9 protein-coding genes are annotated in these 26,485 nt (G+C 31.7%); 1 reads left to right on the top strand and 8 read right to left on the bottom strand.

Features of this window, described 5'->3' with window-relative positions; translation table 11 throughout:
• Positions 1-672: 672 nt before the first annotated feature.
• From LCI24_RS02020 to LCI24_RS01985, 8 genes are read right to left on the bottom strand one after another with little or no spacing between them, the layout of a single operon-like run.
• Positions 673-2,496: a hypothetical protein gene (locus tag LCI24_RS02020; RefSeq protein WP_274638923.1), complete on the bottom strand. Its 1,824-nt coding sequence runs from the start codon at positions 2,494-2,496 to the stop codon at positions 673-675.
• A 5-nt stretch (positions 2,497-2,501) separates the two neighbouring features.
• A complete protein-coding gene (locus LCI24_RS02015) occupies positions 2,502-3,179 on the bottom strand; it encodes a phage tail protein (RefSeq protein ID WP_274638922.1) in 678 nt (225 codons plus the stop codon).
• A 19-nt stretch (positions 3,180-3,198) separates the two neighbouring features.
• Positions 3,199-3,852: a phage tail protein gene (locus LCI24_RS02010; protein WP_274638921.1), complete on the bottom strand. Its 654-nt coding sequence runs from the start codon at positions 3,850-3,852 to the stop codon at positions 3,199-3,201.
• Between the two features lie 13 nt (positions 3,853-3,865).
• Positions 3,866-10,351, bottom strand: a complete 6,486-nt coding sequence (locus LCI24_RS02005) for a BspA family leucine-rich repeat surface protein (RefSeq protein ID WP_274638920.1) — start codon at positions 10,349-10,351, stop codon at positions 3,866-3,868.
• Positions 10,352-10,366: 15 nt separating this feature from the next.
• Positions 10,367-18,169, bottom strand: a complete 7,803-nt coding sequence (locus tag LCI24_RS02000) for a hypothetical protein (RefSeq protein WP_274638919.1) — start codon at positions 18,167-18,169, stop codon at positions 10,367-10,369.
• A 54-nt stretch (positions 18,170-18,223) separates the two neighbouring features.
• Positions 18,224-19,387 carry a hypothetical protein gene (locus tag LCI24_RS01995; RefSeq protein ID WP_274638918.1) on the bottom strand — a complete coding sequence of 388 codons (1,164 nt, stop codon included), beginning with the start codon at positions 19,385-19,387 and terminating at the stop codon, positions 18,224-18,226.
• An 18-nt stretch (positions 19,388-19,405) separates the two neighbouring features.
• A complete protein-coding gene (locus tag LCI24_RS01990; RefSeq protein ID WP_274638917.1) occupies positions 19,406-23,119 on the bottom strand; it encodes a peptidoglycan-binding domain-containing protein in 3,714 nt (1,237 codons plus the stop codon).
• A gap of 4 nt (positions 23,120-23,123) precedes the next feature.
• On the bottom strand, positions 23,124-25,178 hold the full coding sequence (locus LCI24_RS01985; RefSeq protein ID WP_274638916.1) for a hypothetical protein: 2,055 nt from the start codon (positions 25,176-25,178) through the stop codon (positions 23,124-23,126).
• A gap of 304 nt (positions 25,179-25,482) precedes the next feature.
• Here LCI24_RS01985 and moaA point away from each other — a divergent pair, with 304 nt between their 5' ends.
• Entirely contained in the window at positions 25,483-26,472 is a 990-nt protein-coding gene (moaA, locus tag LCI24_RS01980; protein ID WP_274638915.1) for a GTP 3',8-cyclase MoaA, read from the top strand.
• Positions 26,473-26,485 lie beyond the last annotated feature (13 nt).

The raw sequence follows: 26,485 nt of genomic DNA, 5'->3' as shown, positions 1-26,485 counted from the left end.
CTATATTTATTTTCCATTTAGAAAATAGAAAACTATGTAGTTTTAGGTAAGTATTGTTAGCACTCATTACCGTCTCTGGTTCACATAGTAAAATGTCTTCTGAAATGGTAGAACCTTTGCCTTCTATAAAAAGAGTATCATATACTTCAATCTTTGTTTTCAGTATAACTCTTTCTTCCTTAAAATCTATTTATTTTGATAGTTCATTTACTTTATTTTCATTGACATAAAGTGTTACTTTTTTGTGAGTTATTATTTACGTATTTTTTAGCTGTGATTTAAAGTTCCTAACTATACATGACACACTATTGATTTTTAGTGAATTCAACTTGATATTTTATTCCAAACTCCCATTATTTTAAGTATTTCGAGACGAGTCTCGGGGAATTTAAACCCCTAGCTATCACACTGCTATTAAAACTGCTCCAAAGAATAGTACATGATTGTTTTAACTGTTAATGCTCCTCCTGTTGCATTAAATTTAAAATATTATGTTATTCTCTTTCTTCCAACAAAGGAATTAATACATTTATAGAATTGAATGCATTTTGAGCCTCTGATAAACTAAAAACTCCTTTACTTTGCTCATATACTGTACATTTAATTAAAAATGTAATAACTTCTTTTGTTCTTTTTTATTTTTCCCATTGTTTTCCTTTCTTTTACAAAACTTTACCATGTAGATAACTCTGTCCTTTTCCAAGTGTTTGCTGCTACACATACGTAAATGTAATCTGAAGTATATCTTATTTCTCCCACTGTTCCAGGAGCAGAAGCAGAAGCTGGAGCCGAATTTAAAGCACGTACTTTAAAACTATCACTATGAGTGGTGCCCTCTAAATAAGTATCAGTTATTGACGAGTTTCCTATTGTTACTGTATTACTACCCTGTCCCTCAGCATTTGCCCCTATAACTATTTCATTATCTGTTCCTGCTGAGGCACTTTTTGTTACAAACCCTATGTAAATACTATTTTGGGATTGTGTATTATTGGTAAAACCGCCATTTATATACGCTCCTGCACCTTCTCCTATGGCAACATTTCCACTATTAATAGTAGTACCGCTTAAACCATATAAGGCAGCATTACCTATTGCTACGTTATAACTACCTTTTATATAATAACCAGCCATTCTACCTATACCTACATTTGTTTGACCAGTTTCTAAGTATGCCAACGCCATCAGACCGATAGCTATATTATCATTACCGAAAGTTATAGACTGTAAAGCTCGGGTTCCTATACCTACGTTATTTTTTTCTCCTGTACTAGCCTGCTGACCAAAACCTATCAAAACATCTTCTGCATTCCCCGTAACTATTTTTGTACCTATTGCTAAATCAGAGTTAAACGTTGTCGCTCCTGTTACTGTACCTCCACTATTCAAGTTTAAAAAGTCTGATTGCCCATTTAAAGTTACAGCATCTACATTTATTAACTGACTTCCATCACTGTTAACATCTAGCTTGTTACCTAAAGTAGTTTCTATATTTTGTACTTGGTTAATAAAAGCATCCGATGTCTTAATAATTGGGTTTTGAGAGTCCGCATTATCAATAGTAATATTAGAACCAGCTTGTAACTGTGGAATATTACTTATTAAAGCAATAGTACCGTTAGCATCAGGAAAAGTTATTGTCCTCTCTGCTGTATTATTAGATATTTTTAGCACTGTAGAATTAACTTCATTTTGATTATTATCTTTTATTTCTATAAAAGGGTCAAAACCATTCACAACTATATTCTTATTTGCGTGTAATATTTCTCCTGTTATTACTTTATCTTTAGTTAATCTTAAAATTCTTTTAGTAGCTATACCGTCTGTAGTTGTAAAATCTAAACTTGTTGGTTGATTTAAACTGGCACTAGGTTGATTAATGACCATTCTATAAACTTGTGCACTTGAACCCAAACGTAAGCCAGCTTCTCCATACTCCCCATCTAGATTAATACTAAACTTATCTCCTGTTCCTGTTAAATGAATTGATTCAACAGAAGTATTATCTTCGTTTAATACATCATTTAAAGTAGGAGTAGTTGGTTTGTTTTTAATATAATCAGGTTGAGTATCATCCGTTTGGTTGAAATCTACCTGTACTTGTGTTTCTTTCAGGTTACTTAAATCTACCGTAAAGGTGGTGTCATCATCTCGAGTAAAGGTTGCCAGCCCATTTGCATCTACCGTTCCTGATACCAAACGTGCTAAGTTGGTATCGTCTAAATACGGCGTTAAGTCGATTTGTGAGACGCTTACACCATCTTTTAATAAATCTACTGTATTGGTTCCTGAAATGGGGGATAGGGTATATTCTGATACTTGTTGTTCTGAGGCTATACTTACCTCTCCTGCTTCGTCTATTACAAACCTACGGTTGGCTTCTCCTTCTGGTTGTTTTGCATCTATATAACTATCTATTAAATCTGCAAAATGATTTTCTGTAGGCTTATCACCTGTTTCAAAATACGATTTTAAGGTTTCTTTATTCTGTTTCATATTTTTTAGTTTATTTTAGGTACTGGTACTCTTCCTTCTAGCGCTATAATATAATTCACTGATAAATAAGGCTGCATATTTGAAAATGGCTCTTGGTTTCCTACTGAGGAAACTTCAACTGTACCTGTAACAGTAGCCGTTCCTTTTGCTAAAGAAGTGTCTGCTGTAGCATTACTATATATTCTATTTGATCCAGATATATTAGGTATTGCTAATTTATTATTTGTTGGATCATCATTATTTGCTTCTTCAGCTACAGCAGGTATAGATGAAACACCTGATGTTTGTGTAAAGGAAGCTGTGTGTGAATGGCTTGGTAAGTTCATTGAGTTTAATATAGTTGTTTCTTCTCCTCCATGCTGACCTAACAAATGGTTTGATAATTCAGAATTACTCCCTACTCCCAATGGCACTCTTCCTCTTAAGTCTGGTAAAGCAAAAGTTGATACCCCATCTCCTCCATATGTTTTTCCTATTAGGCTAAATAATTCTTGATGCTCTGCTATGTTAAGTAACTGTCCATTACATATTGCCCATCCTTCTGGCACAATGTTAAAACTAACTGTTTTAAGTTCACCTATAAAAGGTGTATTCAAAGTATCTATTAAATCAACAAACTGACTTTCTGTAGGTCTATCTCCTGTTTCAAAATACGTTTTTAGTATTTCTTTACTCTGTTTCATGTTTTTTAGTTTATTTAGTTTAAAATACAGGTATTCTTCCCTCTAAAGCAATAATATAATTAACTGATAAATAAGGCTGTATATTTGAAAATGGTTGCCCATTTCCTCTTTCATTAATATTTACAACAATATCATTTTCAGCCATTTCAATATTAGCAGTAGAGGTAGTAAAACTGTTAGCTTCTACAGTGTTTGTCCTATCCAATGGTACTTTACCTATAGCTAAAGAGTTATCTTCTGGATTATTGGTTGTACCATCTGTATTGGATGCTTTTAAAGTTCCTGAAGCTGAATGATTATGTCGAGGTAATTCTTCTTCTGTTAAAATACTTTTTTCTTCTCCTCCTTTTTGACCTATTAAATAGCTTGATAATTCTGAATTACTTCCTTCTCCCAATGCTACTCTCCCTCTTAAGTCTGGTAAAGCAAAAGTTGATATCCCATCTCCACCATATGTATTTCCTATTAAGTTAAATAACTCTTGAAAGTCTGTTATATTAAGTAACTGTCCATCACATTTTGCCCATCCTTGTGGAGCCTTATTATAACTAACTACTTTAAGTTCACCTATAAAAGGCGTATTCAAAGTATCAATTAAATCAGCAAATTGACTTTCACCTGGCCTATCCCCTGTTTCAAAATACTTTTTTAATGTTTCTTTACTTTGTTTCATTTTAATTTATTGTTTATCTAACTATGAATGTACTTCCTACTATCATTTCTCCAATACCTCCAATATCTTCAAATTGGCTATTTTTTGGGATCGTAACAATATGTTCTTCATCACTTAACATTCCTGAAGTGTTTTCTGCTATCACTTTAAAATGATGATATACTTTATTTCCCTGAGCATCTATCGTTTTAATAGTATTATTATTAAGACTTGTTTCCTCTAATTTTAGATATACAGTTTCTTGATTTGACACTACTACATGAATTTTCTCCCAGTTTCCTTGAGAATTCATTTTATAAACATGATACTTCCCTTTATAACAAGTTTTTGTCCATTGTAAAGCAACATATAATAATTCTCCTTGAAGATTCATTGGTTCTGAAATATATATTGGTTTTGGACTCGCTGGTTTACTAGATTCTACAATAAGTGATCCTACTGCCTTAGAACTTTTAGAGGGGGCATAATCTATCACTAGGTTTGAATTCTTGTCTTCATACTCTACTTCTCTATCTACTGTTACTCTGTAAAACAATCCATCACCATATGGAACTTCTTCTAGGTCATTAAAGTCATCATACAGCTTCCATTTATTATCTAAACTTATATCAATATCATCTACATTTACTCTTGTAACTAACTTCATTGTTCGCACTGTTTGTGCTTCTAATGAATTGAAAACCCTGTATAAATTGACTCTTTTAATATTTTGAATGCTTGGATATGGATTTACTTCGACCTGAATTTTAGGATCTATATTATATTCTTGATTTTCTAAAACAGGAATAATCCTTTTTATTTCTGGTGTTTCAGGGCTATTTGTATTAACTAACTTTACTGGCCCTAAAAAAGGGCTAAATTTTCCCAGTTTCATTCTTGAGCTGAGTTCTCTCACCCCATAGAAATAAATATTATTGGACGTTCCATCTAAATTAAAATCTATAAACTCCGTTTCATATCCAGTATTTCCTGTAATTTTCATCATTGGCGCCATATCAAACTCTGGTGAGTTTGGCTTTAACACCAATCCGTCTTTATCTCTAATAACCTGTTTTTTATTAACTGGGATATAATTACTTCCGTTAATGTAGTTATAAACAATAGGTACTTCCGTTAATGGAACAAAAGCATTTAAAACAGCATCTCTTATAAATCCGATTAATCTTGAGTTACCTACTTCAATTTTACCCACCTCATACGCTTGATCAGACTCGTTGGTATTAAATAGTTCAAAAGGTATTTCTGGCGGATTGATTGGGTCTTCGTTAATTCTTGTTATAATTTCATTAGCTCTTTCAAAAAGTACCTTTTTATCTGGATTTGGAAACTTATAACCATTTTCGTCATTTTCAGGAAACGCTTTATAGTCTCCCTCTACTTTAAGTTCTTCAAAATTTAAGAAATTTTTCCACCTATTAGAAAAGTATATATCATCTCCTCCAAATTTTTCCAATAAATCTTTTCTAATTTTTTCAATTGTACTTTGCTCATAAACTGCATTAAATATTGCTTCATCATTTGCTCTATAAAATGAAACACCATGTGGTTTATGTTTATATTTTGTTTTAATACTATAGGTTGACCTACCAAAATAATCTGGCCTTGTAGCATATAATGCTCCTATTGGTTCTTCTGGTTGCTGTGGTTCAATTATACGCTGCGCAATTAATTGGCTTGGTGTACTTATCTTAGAATAAAAGTTGTACTTTGTTTCATAACTTCTCAAGCCTATTATAGTACTTCTAGTATCTTCTTCGGTACCTTCTTGAGGTAAAGTATTATCTTCATTAAAATTGTAAGGGTCATCTTTATAAAAATAACACTTGTAACCTGGATAAAAGTTTACAGAAATATTTTCACCAAAAGCTATTTCTTCATAATCTACACTATCTTTAAAACTAGTATCTAAAACAATTAGTTCTAAATCTTTAACATTTTCAGGAGCTGTAGTATCATCAATTACATTATTTATTTTTACTACTTTTAGTAATTTTCTATTAGCCTTTGAATTATTAATTAATGGAACCCTAACTATTCCTTGATACCATTCTACTGAATTTGTAGATATATCATACTGTTCATGTTGATTAAGCTTAACATCATTAAATGCTATTTTATACAATCCTTTAAAAGCTGTTGCTCCATCGTCGGTAGGTTCTTCTATTTTGGTAATAGTTGTATGATTTGCTTCTGGTTTAGACCAAACACCTCTCGATTTTTGCAGGAACTTTTTTGTCTCTCCATCAACTACCTTTTCAACAATTTCTCTTCTAATACCAAAATCTCCTAACTTTATTTTATGAGCCATAGTATAGAGTGTTCTCCAACCTGAATAACTTTGCATGTTCTCTATAACCATAAACAATCCGTCTCCTATTATTTCTGGAGATTTTAAATTATCTGCATCAAGAGAAGGGATATCGTTAACCGCTAATGAATCGCTAACCTCTTTCTTATATACCTTAAAAGTAGGATATGTTGCTGTTTGAATTATTTCATGAATAATATATTCCTCATTACCTATTACAAAAATCCCTCCTACATAAGCATTCTCAGTATTTGGTTGTATTGTTGGAGTTAATTTCCTTCCTACACTTGTTAAACTATATTCCCCAACATTTATGATACTCAATAATATATTTTCAGGATCATCTTTAATTTCAATTATTTTTCCTGAAATGTTTTGTGGTAATTCATTTCTAAAAAACATATCAACTTTTTCAGCTGGCAACTCTTCTGAATCTGGAAAAATAGTAGTAGAATCATTTATTAATTCATCATCAGTAAACTTAGTATCTTCTGGGATTTGATATTCTATTAATTCCTGAAAAGTATGATAATCAAAAGTTACTCTTGCTAATGTTTTATCTTCGTCAGTAATATTAGTTAATCGCTCCTGTTCTTGTTTTGATGTTAATAGTAATGGCTGTTCTTGTTGTATTAGTTGAGATTGAATATTTGAAGGTGGCAATAATGTGTTAGTAGGAACAAGGTTTGTTACTATAGGAAGTTCTACTTCTCCAGGTGTAACTCTTGAAAACCAATTGATACTGTAACTACCATATATATGCTCTCCATTATCCATTTGTTTATGCACTAGTAAAGGACTACCTTCTTCAGGAATCACTACTGGTGAAGATTCATATTTTTCTTCGTCTTTTGTAACTGTTTCATCAATATTTAGATACCTTGTATCATGCGCTATTTCTGGTTTATTCCATACTCCATTGTCTGCATTACCTGGCTCAACATTTCTATGTTCTACACCCACATATATTGGATACGTGCTTTTACTAGAATCTAACTCACTACTCTGCACAAAAAAAGGTTGGTTATATCCTTCTTCTTCAATATCATTTAAGAATATGCTTACATAACGCTTTTTTCCATCATGGGTATAACCGTCTTCATCTGTTAAATTAATTGATGAAGTAGTATTTTCTTCACTATCAATTCCTGGTTCAACTTTATCTAAATTTAACGGTATTGGTAAACGTTCATCTGCTAATGTTGTTGGTAAACTTACCGACAAGTGCTTTGTTATTGAGATAATTGGTTCAGCTTCTCGTTGAATCTTTTCAAAAGAAACATACTCTGCTAAATACACAAAACTACCTGACATGACTTGTGTGTTAAGATCAAGAGCTCCTAACCCTAACATTCTAGCCATATGAAAGTCGTACGATGCTATTTTAAGCATATCTAAATTAGATATTTCCATTACATCATCCGCAGTAGGAGATGAAATGGCATCGTCTAAAAGTAAGCTTTCTGTTCCTTTAGGGTTATCGGCATCGTCACTTAACTGAACATAATTAGTAACAACTTCTTTTAAATTTCTATCTAAAGCGGTTTCTCCTAAAGCATTCCATTTGTTTTTATAATTATCAATGTTCACCTTAGCACCATCATTAAACTTAGGCCAAGTTCCATGTACTGTATTTGGTTCTGGTTCTAACCTATTAAAAGCGAGTGTGTCATCTAAGGTTAGTGCGTAGTCTCCTATTTTTGTCCATAAATTGGCTTCGTTTATACCATTTATAAAATCTTCATATAGCTCAATTTTTACAGTTGATATTTGATGATTATAAGGCTTAAATCGAAACACTCTACCATTATCGCATACTGTTCTAAAATTGTTAATATCACTCGATTGAACCGTTTTTCTGTTTGTCACCTTTTTTAGTGACATTAATGAGTTTTGAGCTACCGATAATGTTTCTACCTGCAAGCTTGAATCGGAAACAACATTTTGTGCAGTTAGTTCAACAGCAAAAAACAAGTCTCTTTTACTTTCTATTTCTATCACCTCATTTCCGTAAGAGGTTATAAAATCTAAAGGATTTTGTAAAGGGTCTATAGTTGCTCTTACAGCATCGTATGTTGTTTTATTTTTAAAGTTTATGGTAAACCTTTTTCCACTTACTTCATAAATCCACAAGGCATTGCTGTTATCTACTACTTTAGGAGGTAATGAAAAATTTATTTCTTTACTTACCTTATTATAAGGAGCTCTATATAACCTTACAAAGTCATCTTGTTTATTGTAGTTATGTGTGGTGGTTGCTAAGTTTCCTTTGGGTAAATGCTTGTTTCCTAAATCTCCATTAAAAATCCATCTAGAATATATTCCTTTTGGTGTTCCGTCTGTACCTAAAGAACCGGCTGCCTGTAAATAAAAACTAGGCGATTGCAACTGGGTTTCTTCTGTTATTAAAATCTTAAAAGGCTCTAAAGTAACTTGTACATTGTTAGGTGATGTTTCTTCATTAACAGAAAAAGTTACCGTAGCTACTCCTACTTCATTACTCGTTAATAAAGCTGTATAGGTACCATCGTTGTTATTGGTTGTTGATGAAATCGTTCCTACATCTGTACTAATTAGTACTTGCGCCGTAGGTGAAATTATAAGATTTTCTTGGTCGTCTTTTAAAGTAACAGTAATAGTTGAAAATGAAAAACCATCTGTTACAATTGAGTTAGGGGATGCTGTTATCGTAGATGTACTCACATCCCAAGGAATGCAATTTATATCCTTTCCTTTATCTGCTATAACCCAATTGAAGGTATCTATAATGCTTTGTCTTGCCGCTTTACCTTTACAATAAGTACTATTTCCGGCTACAAAAAAAACGTTTGGCTGTAATTGTAGTTGACTCCATCCAATTAGTAAAGAATCGTAGTTTTCTGTAGATAATATACATTTATAAAACATATATTTCATATTAGTAACACTACTCACATTCCAATTACCTATATCTTGATTAAAACTAGAACATTCATAAAACATATTTTCCATGTTAGTAACACTACTAACATTCCAGTTACCTATATCTTGATTAAAACTAGAACATTGCAAAAACATATACCTCATGCTAGTAACACTACTTACATCCCAATTGCCTAAAGGTTGATTAAAATTAGAACACAAAACAAACATATCTTGCATGGTAGTAACATTACTGGTATTCCAATTACCTAAGGCTTGATTAAAACTAGAACATCTACTAAACATACCAGACATATTAGTAACATTACTAACATCCCAATTATCTAAAGGTTGATTAAAACTAGAACAAAACTTAAACATGTCTCTCATCTCAATGACATTGCTCACATTCCAATTACCTATATCTTGATTAAAACTAGAACATTTATAAAACACACCAGACATATTAGTAACATTACTAACATCCCAATTGCCTAAAGGTTGATTAAAACTGGTTGCGTTATAAAACATACTAAACATACTAGTAACACTACTTACATCCCAATTGCCTATAGGTTTATTAAAATTGGTTGCACCCCAAAACATCCTAAACACATTAGTAACATTACTCACATTCCAATTCCCTATATCTTGATTAAAAATGGAACAGCCATAAAACATACCAGACATATCAGTAACATTACTCACATCCCAGTTACCTAAGGGTTGATTAAAACTAGAACATCCATAAAACATATATTTCATACTAATAATACCACTCACATTCCAACTACCAATGGGTCCATTAAAGTTGGAACATCCTCGAAACATTTCGTACATATTAGTAACCGTACTAAAGTCCCAAGAATCCATACTTACGTTCCCCACTAATGAACTACAATTCATAAACATTCTATAAAAAGTGTTTACCTGATTTAAGTTTGGGGTATCAATAGCTTCAATATCTAAGTTTATGCAACCATAAAAAGCTCTTTCCATCGTTCTCCACTCAATATTTCCCCACTGTTTGATGCTTTGTATTTTTCCTTTGTTTTCAACTGTACTGCCATAGAAATATATTCTTGAAAACTCCCCTGAAATTTTTACATCATAAGTTCCTGCATCTGTATATGTATGTGTAGCAGAAGTTGTAACTCCTGTTTCAACTGTACCATCTCCCCAATCAATATCATAATTATATACATGCCCAAATATAGGTATCGTTATTGACTCGTTAGCGGTGGTTGTTTTCCATGACGTTATAAAATAATTTTCTTCTAGTATTGCCATTTCGTTATCTTTTTCTTAGTTATTTTTTAGTACAATATTTTCTACATTCACTGTATCTTCTACAATATATTCTTTACCATTCCAAGCATAATATTGGAATTGGAATTCTAAGCTTTGTGCTGCTATTGTATTACTACTATGTGTAATAATTACATTCGCATAATCTTTTGAATACAATATATTATATGCTTCCTCTCCGTTATTTACCCGTATCATATCTTTTGCTATTTCAATAGGTATTTTAGGGTTGTTAAACGGCTCTGGGTTTCTAATTAAGATAGCAACAACATTGTTGGTATTGCTATTTCTAATAAGATTAAACTCTGTTCCTACAGGAGGGTCTAGAGGGTTTAAACCTATGGTATTTTCTATTAATTTATCAAAACTTTGTTCATCTGTACTACCCGATGTAACTATATTGGTTAACTCATTAAGTTCAGTATCGGTTAGTGGTAAGTCTATCGTAAAAATAGCTTCAGAGGTATTCCCTTCTGTATCTGTTAGCCTAAAACTAGTTACTTGTTCTTCAAAGTTTTTATATCGTGAGGTTTGGAACACGTATTCGTGTACTTTTTCACTCGTTAAATTATCGTCAGAATTAACTTCAAAAGCATTATAAACCAATGCCGTATAAAGCTTACTTGGTTTTAAATTAGTTAGTGTTACAGAATAAGCATAACTCTGTGGTTGAATAGCATCTCCTATTTTCAATTCACATTTTATTGCATCAAAATTGTCGTTAATGTATTCTATCCAATTATTTAATGTTCTAATATTTAATGGTATTCTCGGGTCGTTATCACTCACCCAAGGAACACCTCCTTCACCATTACCTTCTGGCAGTGGTATTTCTTCAGTATTGTAATCAACAGGTAATGGGTATGGAATTATTTGTTCAGAAACTGGATCTTTAATTGCTAAGTGTATGTTTCCTTCTAATTCAGATAAACCATTATACTCCTCCCATAACTTAAACATATTTTGTGTTAATGGCTGACTAAAGAACAGTGATAATTTTGCTTGTTTTGCACCATAAAACAATGGTTTTGCTTGCAACAAGTTTCCATTTGCATTAGGATACGACCTGTTATAATCAATATATTGTCGTAATGATGTTATTGGGTAATTATCAGGGTTTGCATTTTCTGGTAAGTAAGACACCTCAGCATGTTTATGAAAATGACCTACAGGTCCTACTGTTTTAAATGAATAATAATAGTTAAATAGCTTACTATTTTTCCCATTATCTACTTCATCTTTTAATTGAAAATGTAAATGGTATGCTGTATTTGGTCTCCAAATTGGTTGTACAACGTTTTCAACAGCAGCTTCCATATTGGCTTGTTCGGCTTCCATTGCTGCCTGCCCTGGAATAGTTTGATTATACTCCCATTTTTCTTGGGTTAACCAACAAACTTCTTGTAAACTAGTATTGCAAATTGTTATTGGGTTTTGGTTATCAGGCGGAGTGTTGAATGAACAAATTTCTTTTTTGGTAGAAATAATGCTTGATACATTTGTACTTCCGTTTTCAGGAGGAATATTAGAACTGTCAATAGTTACTGTTTTTTCAGTATTAAATTCTAAAGTCTTCGTAGTAACAGTTCTTTTAGGTAGTAGTTCTGTTTTACAACTATCAAAGTCTAAACCTAATAATCCTGTTATGCCTTCATTATAGTCGTTAAATAATACAGTATTTTGGTTTACTTGGCTAATCTCTATTGCTCCATTATTATAGTTGTTAAACCCTTTTGAATATAATAGGTTTAAATCTTTAGAAAGACAGTTTATGTATGTATAATGGGTTCTATTATCTTCATTTAACTTCGAATAAAACCAATAAATTCTATCTCCTCCGCTTGAAAAAATTGGTCTTCCTCCTCCTGAAAAAACTTTAAAATCTACATTGAAGTTCTGATTATCAACATTTTTTAAATCTATTTTAAAAAATTGAACCAAGTCTTCTTCATAAGAAATCCCTGAAACAATTAATTCATTATTTAAATATTCTCCTTGTTCAAAGTATTCAGCACTAGAAAGGTTAATACCTTTTATATAATTTAGTTCTAAATCTAATTCTATTATTTGTCCAAATGCACCGATAACAACAATGTTTTCTCCGTTTGATGTAATTGGACTATAATATGGCACCGATGAAAATGATGTTATCTTTTTCTGTTTTAAAATATTTCCATTACCATCTATTTTTAGTAGATAATTTCCACCTCCAGAACTTTGAAAAACATCCATAAAAATAACATATTCTTCACCTTTAATTTTTGTTAAGTGAAAAGAGTTAATGCCATCAACATGATAGTATTTTCTCCAGATAATATTTCCTTCTGCATCTATTCTTGTAATACTGTTAACGGTTATACTTATATCTCCTTGTATTTTTCTGGAAGTTCCTTTTATTAAAATATCAGAATTATCGCAAATCACTAATCTAGAAAATCGCAATCCACTTGTACTTGTAGTTTCATATGTTTTCTCCCATATAATATTACCTTTTTTATCTAACTTAGTAACCAATCCTTTGGCAGGGCTACCTGATTCTAAAATTACACCTACAGTATAAATCGCTTCTTTTGTCTCTAATGAATCATGATAATCTCTAGTTGTATTTTCTTTTTCGTATTTATTAATAAACTTAGTAATATTTGTTTCGTTTACTATAGTTTCTTTAAGCTCATAGACGCCTATTGTGTCATAACTCGCTAAGAGCCCCCATACAGAAGGTTGGGTTATCACTAAAGTTAAACTCATAACACCGTTAGGAATATTAATATCTTTTACAAAATTTAGGCTTTTAACTTTTCCTTCTTCTACATTATTTTTATCAAGCTTTAAATTTTCAAGGATGTTTCCGTTTTGGTCTAATAACTTAAAGAAAGCTATATAAGAAAGAGACGTATTTTCTTCTTCTTTGTAAGCTGTTAGATCTACTTTTAAACGTACTTTTTTTACTTCTTGAGAAATTGTTCCTAAAAACCTCTCAGATTCAATATTAGTATTCAAACTATCTAAAGTCATTTCACCATTAACAATGGTTGGGCTTACATATGTAAAAGACCAATTATCAAGCTCTGTTGCATCATTAAATTCTTGGAAATAAATAGGTACCTCTTCTGTTTTAGTAATTTCTAAAATATTACTAGGAGTAGTTTTAAATGTTTCGCAATCAACATCTGTAAATAAAAGTTCTTTTTCTTTACATAACTCTTTTACTTTATTTATTTCTAAAAGACAATCATTGAGTAATGTAAAGTATTCAATTCGTCTGGCTATGATATTATTATTACCATCAACTACATTAAAATAGTATTCTCCGCCAGTTGTTTGTTCTATTTTAAAACTATGAGTATTTGTGTTAATTTGCTCTAATACTTGCTGTGCCCCTTCTATAGCTTCGCTTTGTATATTAAAACTAAAGTTACTACTAAGTACTATTTTACAGCTCTCATTATAAACTCTAAATCGATACTCATCAAAACCATCAGTATTTACTTCGTTATAAATCTCACATAATACTTTTGGCCCTAAGTTTAATTCGTTTTCTGGTATGGTTGTACAGCTTGTCGAAGTAAGTGTTTTTAGTTCTTCTAACAACGCTTCATAGGTAGCTATATCTTCTGGTTCAATAACACTAACCTCTCCATCTGCCCCATCGTATGTAGATTCGTATAGCTGGGCTATTTCTTCTCTTATCTCATTAATTCTTTCAATATTAGGTATACTTGGGGTAATAATTATCTTGGAAATTAACGCATTTTCACTCTCATACTTTACAGGAAATTTTGTTTGATTTTTTGTTTTAAAAATGCTTTCAACTTCCGTGTATTCTTGTTTAAGAACAGAGCTATTTTCGTCAGTCTTAAAATAAGTAATGGTAATTCCTTCAGCAAAAGTTGTTAATTTTAATGTTACCTCTCTAGCTGGAGTAGGCAAGATAATAGCTAAGCTCTCCGAGTTTTTAAATTCTAATGATTTTTCTAAATCAAAGTTATTTTCTTGGTTATTTATTTCAAGATAACTTCTATTTTCATTAGTAGTAACTATTTGCTCCTCATCATTAGAAGATCCTAAAAATTCTGGTTCTACATCTATACCATCTAGTGTAAAATACGCTCCATTAATGTTGTGTGCTATAAAACCATTAGGTCTATAGTATTTTGTTCCTATTTCTTTATTTAAGAAGTTAACACAATCATTTTTTAACCCTTCTGAAACACAGAACAATTCTGAAGGTGTAATCCCATATTGTTCAGGAATAAACCATCCTGGTTCTCCTGCCGTCATGTATGAAAAAGGAGAGGTTCCTAATATACGAATAGCATCATATTGCTTACCTGTTCTTTGCCAATAACCAATAGGTAAATTATTAACTAGCTCTCTATCACTAACAGGAACAACAGCTTCAAATGGGTGATAGTTAACCCAACTACTACCATTCCACATTTTAATTTCTATTTTTTCAATAGAGTATTTATGTTTAACCTGCCTTATTTGTCTACCTCCACGAACCACTTTATTTGGTGGTATTAAATCAATAAAGTTTTCCGCCATCCCAGTATGTCCACCTATTTTATCTCTTACTGAGACAGGTGAAAGTCCTTTCATTGTTTTTATATCAATAAAAGTATCTAATGGTATTATTTTATTAATTGTATTAGGGTTAGGTAGTGTTTTTGTGTATTTTAAATCAAAAGTTTCACCAGTAAGCATGTGAATTCCTTTTACAGACTCTAAAGTTCTATCAATATAGGTAGATTCATCATTTGGTAATGCAGGAATAGGTGTTCTATCTACATGTTTACTAAGCTCCCATTTTAAAGGAATAGTGACACGTACACATATTTTTAAGAACCAGAATAATCGGATACATACTTTTAGTCTAAATTCAAAATACAGTAAAAATGGTTTTGCTGCTTCAGCTGCCGCTATAACATCTAGTTTTAGGTACAACGAAAATATTCTCCATATATCAATATCAATGGCTCCCCCAATTGCAACATAGCCTCCTAATTGAAGTCTTTCAAAACTAATATGAGCACCAACTTCAACATAAGCATTTAAATGAATTTTAATTCCTGCAAAACTTTTCTTAAGATCTAATTCAGCTCGAGCACCCATTTGCATTCCTCGTGCAGAAAGCATTAAATACGCCCTTGCACTAAGAATAGTTAGCACTTCGGCTTTAATTGGTTTTTGTCTAGTTCCAAAATTAAGATACCAACCAGATGGATTATTTGCAAAGAATCCTGCTTGCACCTCAGCATATAAGTCTAAAATCCAGCCATTGCTTGGTAAACTATAGTCTGCTCCTATGGCAAACTCGAAAGAGCTATCACCAACTGCTACAAAAGCAAAAAATGGTGGTTCTGTGTCATCTAAAATACCTAATCGTTCTCCTAAAATATTGGCTCTACCATCTAAAATAAATACCGATGGTAATGATAAAATAGCCATTAATCTTGTAGAAAATGTAAAACCATCATCAAAAATAGTTCCTAATACTGTCCCTGCCCCTAATGCAACAGGCACACTATAATCATTTGTTTTTGGTGGCCCACTAAATTTATCTAGGTTTACACCTCTTTTAGGGTACTTATAATACTCATACCATGTGTTTTCTGAAGTAAACCCTGGTATTGCTTCTTTTTCAGCTACATATTTATAACCTAGTATTCCCCCAAAACTGTAAAAAGCTAAACCTGTTGCTGCTAATGATATTGGTGTAGACAAACCTAATTCAGCTTCTAAAATAAAAGCAGGTTCTTTGGGTTGTAATTTCATATGAGCCCCACCCGATATTCTTGCTTTTGGTAATTTTAAACTTATTTTACCTTCATACTCTTGAGACTCTCCAGGTTCTGGAATTGATAACATTCCATTTATAATAGCCAAAGCAGCATCTGGGTTTGCAGTTCCAGGAATTATTAAGTCTACTTCAATTGTTTGGATTCTTAAAAAACTATCCCCCCCCTCAGGAAATAATAAATTACCGTTTTCATCTTTTTCATCATTATCTACCGTGTAATAATACTTAATTCCTTCTCCTCTTGCATCAAGCCCCAAAGGATCTAAACTTATAGCTCCATCAAATCCCCAATAGTTATACTTACGCATTTTACCATTAAATTCTTGCTGTATAGAACCAAAGTGGATTCCTGTTATGGCAATTTCTATAGGGCCTAGATCTAAAGGAATACTCACAGGAATAAACCCATTTCCACCTACAATTTCCATAGAACCATCTTCATAAATACGTAGTCTCGGAATCGTTATTCTTTGGTTTCTTAAAACTTTTTTCATGATTGGATTATCAAACCATATTTCACATGAAGTACCTATGTAAAACTTATCGTCTTCTTTTCCTAACTCTAATGAGAGTAGGTTAAAGTTCACGAAATTAAATAGGTTAAATTCTTTGAAACCATCTTTTTCGTAAGCCGTTAAATTAAAGTCTCCTTCTTCATTTAAGTGCCCTGATATTTCTATGTCTGCTATATTACCTGCACTATCTTTTAATTTAGGAATGGTTAACTTACCAACAATATTAGATTCAATAACGGCGTTTTGTTTAAACTGGATATCAAAACGATTAAAGCCTACTAACCAGCCTCCTAAATTTGTATCTAAATAGTCAAGACCATTATTTGGTGTGCCATCTATGGCTTGTAATTCAATGGTACCCGATACTCCTCCAGTACCTATCAACATATCATTGGCTACAATACTAAGAGTTGTATTATCTACCTCTTTAAACCACCTAGCAGGTAACGATATTGTTGCTTTTTTAGCATAAACACCTTTAAAGTCATCTGGTCTACCATCTGCATCGGCTTCTGGAATATTACTATTTTTTTCTAAATCTACTTTTAAATCTGAAAAACCAATAACAAGCCCTGTTTTACCTATCACAGAGGTGTTTAAATTAAAGCTACTAGTATTTACAAAATCAAATCCGTTTTTTGATGAATAAATAAGTCTTCCTGCATTAAAACTAAAAACAGAGTAATAAGTATCTGGCAATACCTCTAAGGTATTTTCATCTACTGGTCGCAACCATTTGTGTGGAAACTGTAGACCTAAACTTATTTCATCAATACTTAGATTAAAGTTTAACTGAATTATTTCTTTTATCGTTTCTTGAATATTTTCAAAATACCCAATAAATAATTCTTCTAGTTTTTGTAACCCTTCATCTACAGAAATATTGATAAAGCTGTCATAAATTACTTGAATTACGTCTAAATCTAATTCGTAAATTTCATCTGACAAAAGTTCTATTTTTTCTAGGTCAGATAAATTGTTTGAAGTACTTGCTGTTAAGTTTTGGTTGTATTTTGTATTAAAATCGTTAATAAAGTCTGATAAAAAGGTTGCTTCTGAGTAAAATGCAAGAATTGCATCTTTTAATAATGTTTTTGAATCGGTACCAGCTAAGTCTAAAAGAATATGGAAAACAGATTCTACAGCATTATCAAAAGAAGAAGCTGAAAAATCTTTAATATATTTTATAATTAACCAAGAGTAATCAAATTGAATAGGAATTTCTGTAGCACCTGTATTGGTAGGGTTAAATACCAACCGTAAATCATCAACAAAAGGGATATCTACACCTAAACTATCGGTTACTAAATCGAGGGTATAATACCCTGCATCTCCTTCATAACTTTTTCCAACTATTAGGTTTTTTACAAAAATGCTGTCTAACACACTTGCCAACACCTCTTTAATAGCTTCTAATTCGTTAGGTATTCTTTCTAGCGGTAATAGCTGGTTTAATTTTGGGTACATATTACTGTTTTCCATAGCCAATTTGTTTTTTATTTTCTTTTTACTTGTACTTAGTAAATTTTTTAATTTTTATTCTGTCTTTTGCTCTTGGTAGTACTCTATAATTCTGTTTACTTCTGCATAGGGTTTTTCTTCGTCATTTAAATAGAAATAACATTTCGTCCAGTTATCGTACTCATCGTGTCCAAAATATTCCATACGATAGGTAGCATATACCGTTTCTTCATCATTTTCATAGGCAACTACTTTTGCCACTTCTTGTTTGTTGGTATAAAAAAACTCGTTATACGCTTTCCAGTCTTTATTAAACGAGTGTCCGCCCGCTGCCCATCTTTTTTTATGTATCAACTGGTTGTTTTTGTTATAGCTATATTTTTCTAAAAACCTCGTAAACCTTTCTTTTCCATTCCTCCGAAAATCAGTTGTTCGCACCGATGTTAAATTCCCTGCATCATCATAGGTGTATTCTTCATGAGGCTCAGAACCTCTATCCCAATTTACCATCCCATGATCTGGAAAATAGGGGTAATCTTCAAAATTGAATGTTTTTTTTATAAGCTGTTTTTTTTTATTGTAATGATAGGTAGCTATATAACCACTTGATTTCTCATCAATAACTCCATCTAAATCATTATCCCATATACTAATTTGTTTTTCTTGGTGTATTGTTCCATTGTTATTTAAAACATAATTATAGGCCTTTGCTAACATTTTATAGGAACTGTCTTTTTTTATAATTACATCATAAAAATCATAATGCCTATTTATGTAATGCACCCGATAGGGATTGAAAACAAATTTTTTAATGGGTAGGTTTTGTTTAAACTGTAGCTTAAACTTTATGTCTACTGGATCTTGTATAAATTTTGACATTCGTGCTAGTGTCCTTTTGTTTTTTACTTCTCCCGTTGGAAATGGTTGTGTAAGAGAATCAAAGGCAAAAAAGACTTGTTTTATACCATTTTTATCAAATTTATGGTACCCAAAAAGAGCAATTACTTTAAGTTTTGCATAAGGAGTAGCATATAACGAATATTTTTTACGAAAAGTAGAATCCTTTATTTTATATATTTTTATGCTAGACCTTGTAGCCTTAACAGGTCCATTATAAAAATAGTCTCTCTCTGAATTTTTATAATAACTCGCATACTTGCCCGTACTTATTTTGGGGCTTGTACAACTATAGAAAAATGACAGGCTGACTATTGTTAATATGTACTTTAGTTGACTCATATAGTTATTTTGTTTGTATTAATTAGGCAGTTGAATTATGCTTTTTCGAATCCCTTTACCATTGGCATCGGTTACCTCACCTGTACTTTTATCAATTCCTATAAACGCTCCTATATCTGTAAGTACTTTTTTATCTAAATCTCCTGTTTCTAAAGGAATTAATTTATTATCTTCTACTACATGATACACAAAGGCCAACGCTCCTTCAAACATCGCCAACAAACGTAGTTTACCACCAATAGCTCCTGAGATGTTTGGTGCTATTTTAACCCCAAGTTTCGATTCTACAAATAGCTCGGTATCTACAATATCTGCAATACTTACCAATGCAGGAGTAAATCGTTGAATATCCATATATGCCAATTTTGTATCTGTATCCCCGGCAACTTTAGTGGACTTTACAATAGCAGTTTCGTTGTTTAAGTATTGTAATAAATAACCGGTTACATCTAACAATTCTAGTGCTGTTGAACCAAAATTAGGTGCTAAACTTTCCTCAGTATAAAAAGCTGTAATTTCTTGGTTCAACTCTACAAACAGCTGCTCGTATTGTTCTTTCGACAAAATACTCTCTTTAGTTTCACCAAATGCTTTATATATTTTTTCTATTTTTATTGGAACATCATTATTGATGAAATTATTTATCTTATCAAGTAAAAATTGGTCATTAATCTCAATTGGTGCTTTCAGACGTAAATACCAATAACGAATGTAATATTTTATTACGTTTGCTATTGACCCTAATAAATCTCCTATTTTAAACTCCACTTTAGCATAAAGCCCCGCGTACACTTCACCTGTATATTTACCATTTTTACCCCGTTGAGCCAATGATTTTTTGGCTATAAAGTCACGCCTATTTCCTTTATTAAATCCATTATTCATAGAACCCATTACGCCTTCTGCAAAAACCACTCTTCCTTGACTTCTTCCAAGGTTTAATAAGCTAGGTTTAAACTGAAATTCTATACTGTAAACCAGTTGTATGACATCTTGAATGGTATTAAAAGTGAAAAAGTTTCCATTTCTTAATCTTGTAACCAATTCGTAAGTGTTTAGTTTTAACGTAACTTCGCTTCCCTGTATAAACAAAACATCTACATCACCTCTAAAACGACTTAATAGTGCTTGTGTTTCCCAAGTAGCTTTGTTGTTTCCGTATTTTGCCTTACTGCCATTGGCAGTAACAGGAATACTATCTGGGTCTCCAGAGGATATTGGATCCACGTCTTGTACGGTTAATTCATCAGCTCTTCCTTCTCTATTAAATGTTATTTCATGACCAAAACCATAATTAGTGTCAAATTTTAAAAAGTTTAAAAAAGCGGCTATGTTATTTGATAAAAACAATCTTGTTAAACGACTTCCCATTCCATGAGCAGCAAAACTACCACCACAGAAAGAAAATACTTTTGCTCTTATTTGGCTAGGAACTCGGTCTCCTTTTTCGACCACCAATGGTTTGTTATCATATTTAGCTTCAAACTCTATTTCTGAGCCTAACGCTGCCGATCCATCAGCAGAAATTCCTGCATCTGAGAATAATTTGAATATATTTTTTGTTAACCAATCCCCTGGTGATTGGCTAGAATTATCTGGTGTGGTTTGACCTGATGGAAAATTAATGTTTTTCTTTTTCTCTGGCTTCGAAGCATCATCTTTTTTATATCCTAGTTGAGATGCTCCCCACACATTTGCTTCAACAGAAAGCCCTATTTTCATTTTGGTTAGGTATTGATCTGGATCAATATTCAACACCCCTAAACTTGCTGCCATTTTTGCTGCTAATTTTGTTACTGGGCCTCCAAATACATGAACTAGTAATGTTAAAACAGCAGTCTCTTCTTGCCTTACAGGAAGCTCATACTCGGCCATATAATTAAACACTTGACCTGCTTTTACCCCTGCTCCAATTTGTAAGCCCAACGACATATTTGATTTCTTTTTCCCAAAAGCTGTCTTTTTTAGTCCTACGGCTCCTCCTACACCTACATCAACCCCTCCGAATGCTTTGTTGTTTTGTTGCAACACAAAAACATATTCATCTTTACGAGACATTTTTCGATAAAAAACGGATGTTGATTCTATATCTCCTGCAAAAATACCAAAGGTACCTCCTAAACCTCCTCCTAGTTCCCCTCCTAAACCTCTCAACCAATCTTTAGAAAGTTGCTTTGCAAATGCATAAGCCTCTTTCATAAAAAAATACACTTCACTTAATAAATTAGTTGTTTCTTCTACAACAAAATTTACAATGGCAGCAGCAGCTCCCGTCCAAGTACTTAAAAGATCTATAACATCATCAATAAAAGAAGTATCGGCAACATATTCATAGCCTTTTTCTGTTTCTACCAACATTTCTTGATGCCTAAAATTAATGTGGTAATATAAACTATCAGCAAACTCTCGTGAAGGTATGTATATATACTTCCCTGCATTCATAACAAAAGAAGTGGTCTCACCAGTATTGTCAAATTCAATTTTTGAACCCTTGCTTTCTTGGTATTTTAAAAAGCGATAATAGTTAGGGAGTGCCGTTTCTGGGTTATTAGAATCAAGAGTATTATTATACATTTGAAACTCTAATAAGTGATCATTATCATATCTAGTGTAAGTATCTGATTTGTTGACACCAAACTCTACAATCGAACCATCTTGATTCTCAATTGAGTTACAATAGTACAATAGATTCATATAAAATTGTAACTTAGCGTCATGCTCTCGGGTACCTGAATCTGTATTTAAGGTCTGGGCTTTTAAAGTATAAATAACTTCTCCCGTATCTGAAAGAGGATTTAGAATATCTACAGGTTGATTGTTATAATATTCTTGTTCTATGAGTTTTACTAAAGCGTCTCCATCTTTCACCAAATATAATTTAGCTTGATCATCTCCTAAAATTTTTGGAGGAGTTATGTTTAGCTCATCTTGCAAACTTCCAAATGAGGTTATTGGATCTCCTTTTACACTTGTTCTCGCTGTATTATCTTTAATAGACACCACTGTATTTTCAGAATCTTTTAAAAATTCAAGTTCTGAACCATGCTGATCTATTAATCCTTTTTTCTGTTTGTCATTTAATAAAAATAAAGCTTTTTCATTAGCATCAGTTCGGTCTAACGGCTTTAATTTTAAAGATTTTCCGTTTTTTTCTTCATAAACTAATTCCTTATCACCTATTTTAAAAAAATACTTATAAGTAGTATTCCCATGTTCATCTAGAGTAGAGTTACTAGTAATTATGCTAACTTCTTTATCTGTTTTTTTTCCTTGTATTGTATTTTTATTTAAGTCGTATAAAACCTGATCGCTAATATAGCTATCTAAAAAAAGTACAGTTTCTGGTCCAATAACACCATCATCATTTATACCAGCAAAATTTTGAAATGCTATTATTGCTGACTCTAAAGCGCTATCAAAATCTCCATTTCTTATATCACTATCAGTAAAATAACCTCCTGGTATTTCATATTCATTATTACCATCAATAGTTTTATAATAAGCATGTATAGTATTAAGTGCTAGTTTTATTCTTATTATTGAAAGGCTATCATTTTGCGTATTACCACGTCTTAAGTATGTAACACCTTTGGGATTTGCTATTAAGGATATTAAATATTCTGTTTTTAGCAATTCTGATTTTAAAGATGGGTATTTTTTCTCTTCCTTATCTATTTCTTGCGTAATAAGAGGGTTTTTGCTTATTGCGTTTTTTGATATATATATAGCCATTTTTTTAGTTTACTGTTGCACTTGTTAATACTATTTCTTCATCATTTACTATTGCACTTGTTGGGTGTTCTTCAATAAGAATTGAAGAGTTGTTATCAGTCGTAATTACCACTTTTGGAACTCCTAAAGTTATTGTTGTTTCTATGAAGTTGAACTGTTCATAATTGTAGTTTCTAGTTTGTTTTCCTTTGATAAAATAAGGGTGCTCTTGAATAAAATCTGCATTACCAATAGTTTCTGATACTTTTGCTATCAAAGCATTATATTCTTCGTGTGTTAACGTAATGCAATCAAAATGCTGCATGAACTCTTCATAGTTATTCACAGCTGTACTTTGAGGCAGTAAAAATTTAGCTCCATTTATATTATTATCTACATCAATTAAACTGAATTGTGATAATTCAAAATTTCTTATTTTATTAGTTACTATTTGGTATAAGAATCCAACTGCCTGACCTCCCTGGTACAATAAATTAGTTGTATCGTAGGCATTATTATATTTTCCTGTTTGAATAAAACTTGAGCGGATTGTTTTATTTTTTTGTGATTCTTCGTAAACCAACTCATCATAAAACGAGAAAAATGATACCTGGTATTTATCTGCAACAATTCCTATTGTCGGACTATAATATCCAGACAAGTCTTTGTTTATATTTATAGGTGCATTTATGGATGCATATGTTTTTAACCTAAACTCTCCTTCAGGAATAGCATTAGTATCAAAAACATTTTTCATATCTAATGAAAAAAAAGCATCCCAAATTTTATGTGGTGAATTGCTCTTATCACTATTTCCTATACGATCTATCTTAAGTAAAAAGTAGTTAGCAGACAACTTTGCAGATGAACTCCAATTTTCAAACTTTATAGGCTCTGACTCTTTAAGGCTTATTTCTCCTGTAATTTTTTGTTGTGCAAGTATTCTATATTTTTTATAAAGTTTATCGTTTTTAAGGCTAACTTTTTTAGTGTAAGAAGTTAAAATATTAGCTGTTTCTGGCATTCCAATAGTGATAGGAAGTTTTATAAAAAACTCACTCTTTTCATTTTGAAAAGACTTATTATTAATTTTTAAAATAGGCCAATCACTATAATAGTTTACCTGTTCATATTCAACTTCCCCTAAATCATTATAAAAACCAACGGCTAAAGTGTCTTGAGAATTTAAAAAATGATTATAAGAAAAACCTCTTTCATCCCTTATATCTATATAAACTACATTAGAGTTGTAAAAAGTAGTTAAAAACTTCTCCTCATTAATATTAACTCCCTCTACTCCATAACCTTGATTAAAACAAGCTCCATAAAAAGCTGTTATATCCATAAAGCCTAGTATTTTTTCCTTAAGGTATCTTCTTTTAAATACTTGCTTTTTTTGTTCTTTCTCAGAAAGTATAGTATTAATAGGTGAATTTTCAACTGTTATTGTACTTTTTACTTTTCTTAAATAGCCTAGGTTAATATCTTCACCTATTTTATCAAGAACAACTTCTATTGAAATTAAGTTGCTTCCACCCGCAAATTTTCCTATCTCACATCCCCTAGGAACTATTAATGGATGAAAAGAGTCTGTAAAATCAAATAAAATGCTTTCTAATAATGTTTCAGAATCATTGCCTTGAAACTGCAACCCTAAGCTTGTTTCTGTCGCAACCTCAACACTCCCTGTTTTACTGTTTATTTCTTCTTGATTTTTCTTAATTATCTCTAAAATATTGCCTTCCTTCCATGTTGAATCTGGCTCTTTAATTAGATTATTTGATTCTAGTAATGAGGCTCTTGAAACTCCTCTATAAATAAAAAACTTGACAGGAAATCCTGCTGTATAATTAGTCTCTAAAGGAAATAGAATAACATTTAAAAGGTTTGAATCATTACTATTTTCTTGATAAAAAACTAGTGATTTTGTAATTGAAAACACTGAAGCGTTCTCTTCAATTGAAAATTTACTATGCAGATTAAACTCATCATTTGTACTATTCACATTTACATAGCCATAAGAATTTTGTTCTGACTGAACACTCAATGCATTCAAATCTGTAAAAAAATAGAATCCCATTTTTATTTTTTTTATATACACTTTTTCTAACAATTAACTTTAGCCTATTTTATTTAGACATAGAACAGATTCTAAAAAAAGTATATTATTAATAAGTAAGTTATAAAATGTAATAAGGAAGATTAATCAATAGCAATATTCAAAACAAGTGACTTCCTTTTTCTTTTCATGCAACTAATATAAAGTAATTTACATTACACTTATGTTAAAAAAATATAAAAAACATTTTTTTAACATAAGTTATATATCAAAAACCATGACATATGACAGGAAAAATTGATTGATTAATCCGTACCTTTACGCTATGAGCAAACTCATAGATAATTTTGGAAGACAAATCAACTACGTTCGTTTAGCAGTAACCGACCGCTGTAACTTACGTTGTCAATATTGTATGCCTGCTCAAGGAATTGATATTGTACCTCGTAAAGAGCTACTTACCTACAAAGAAATGTACCGAATAATTCGAGTACTTACTGAGTTGGGTGTTAACAAAGTTCGTTTAACAGGAGGAGAGCCTTTTGTAAGAAAAGACTTTGTTTCTTTTTTAGAAATGTTGTCTTATAATGACTTGTTAGATGATATAAATATTACAACCAACGGAGCTCTTATTTCTAAACATATCAAAACAATAGAAAGCCTTAAAAAGGTAAAAAACATTAATTTGAGTATTGATAGTTTACACTCTGAAAAGTTTGCTAAAATTACTCGTAGAGATGTTTTCCCAGAAGTATATAAAACGTTTGATTTATTAGAAAAAAGTTCGTTGAATTTGAAGTTAAATGTAGTTGTGCAGTCTGGATTTAATACTGATGAAATTAACGATTTTGTAAAGCTTACTAAAGATAAAAACATTGCTGTACGTTTTATTGAAGAAATGCCTTTTAATGGTAAAGGACAACGAAACTCGGAAGAAGTTTGGAACTACAATAAAATCTTAGATGAAATTCAGTCTCAGTTCACTGTAACTAAGCTACCTTCAAAAAAATCATCTACTTCTAGAAATTTTTCTATAGAAAATCATACAGGGACTATAGGAATTATTCCTGCATTCACTCGTACTATTTGTAATGATTGTAACCGAATTAGGATTACCTCAACAGGAACTTTTAAGAACTGTTTGTTTGATGATGGCGTTTTTAATCTACGTGACTTTATTAGAAACGGCGCTAGTAATGAGGATTTAAAAGCCTTGTTTTTATCACTGATAAAAGAAAAACCTGAAAATGGTTTTGTGGCTGAAGCAAATAGAAAAGGAAACGTAACCGAAAGTATGAGTACAATTGGTGGGTAAGGTTTATGGATGT

Source organism: Tenacibaculum larymnensis (assembly GCF_028829235.1).
Classification (GTDB): domain Bacteria; phylum Bacteroidota; class Bacteroidia; order Flavobacteriales; family Flavobacteriaceae; genus Polaribacter; species Polaribacter larymnensis.
Note: the sequence above shows the minus strand (reverse complement) of the source record. Positions and strands in the feature narration are given on the sequence as shown.

Coding starts and splice junctions, on each gene's coding strand:
- LCI24_RS01995 (WP_274638918.1), bottom strand. CDS start 19,387: ATGAGTCAACTAAAGTACATATTAACAATAGTCAGCCTGTCATTTTTC.
- LCI24_RS02000 (WP_274638919.1), bottom strand. CDS start 18,169: ATGGAAAACAGTAATATGTACCCAAAATTAAACCAGCTATTACCGCTA.
- LCI24_RS02010 (WP_274638921.1), bottom strand. CDS start 3,852: ATGAAACAAAGTAAAGAAACATTAAAAAAGTATTTTGAAACAGGGGAT.
- LCI24_RS01985 (WP_274638916.1), bottom strand. CDS start 25,178: ATGGGATTCTATTTTTTTACAGATTTGAATGCATTGAGTGTTCAGTCA.
- LCI24_RS02015 (WP_274638922.1), bottom strand. CDS start 3,179: ATGAAACAGAGTAAAGAAATACTAAAAACGTATTTTGAAACAGGAGAT.
- LCI24_RS01990 (WP_274638917.1), bottom strand. CDS start 23,119: ATGGCTATATATATATCAAAAAACGCAATAAGCAAAAACCCTCTTATT.
- LCI24_RS02020 (WP_274638923.1), bottom strand. CDS start 2,496: ATGAAACAGAATAAAGAAACCTTAAAATCGTATTTTGAAACAGGTGAT.
- moaA (WP_274638915.1), top strand. CDS start 25,483: ATGAGCAAACTCATAGATAATTTTGGAAGACAAATCAACTACGTTCGT.
- LCI24_RS02005 (WP_274638920.1), bottom strand. CDS start 10,351: ATGGCAATACTAGAAGAAAATTATTTTATAACGTCATGGAAAACAACC.